The organism is Paucibacter sp. XJ19-41, from assembly GCF_028462495.1.
Lineage (GTDB): Bacteria > Pseudomonadota > Gammaproteobacteria > Burkholderiales > Burkholderiaceae_C > Roseateles_E.
Genome location: NZ_JAQOWX010000303.1, coordinates 1 through 433 on the forward strand (window position 1 = coordinate 1; position 433 = coordinate 433).

Here is a 433-nt window from a genome sequence, read left to right on the forward strand (position 1 = left end):
CGGCCTTCGGCGCGCGGCGACGCCGGCGCGCTGAAGGCCTGGGCCGACCGTGTCGCGGCGCTGCGCGAGGAGCTGCGCGCCGCCTCGCTGCAGGTGCTGCGGCGCTGTCGGCTGGCCAGCATGACCACCACCCGCGCCGCCTTCACGCTGAAGACGCTGCGCGAGCTGAGTGGCAGCGATGCCGACGAGCCGCCGTTCGACCTGCTGGTCTTCGACGAGGCCAGCCAGGTCAGCCTGGCCCATGCGCTGGCGCTGATGCCGCTGGGCCGCGCCCGGCTGTTCGCCGGCGACCCGCAGCAGCTCTCGCCGGTGCTGCGCAGCCCGGATCGCGGCGCGCGCCGCTGGCTGGGCCGCTCGGCCTTTGCCGAGATGCCGCGCCAGGGTCCCTCGGTGGCCCTGCTGGACGAGCAGTCGCGCATGGCTGCGCCGATCA

At 75.8% G+C, this 433-nt stretch carries 1 pseudogene; it reads left to right on the plus strand.

The features are described 5' to 3' along the window. A pseudogene (locus PO768_RS29100) lies at positions 1–433 on the plus strand (DEAD/DEAH box helicase); the annotation flags it as partial.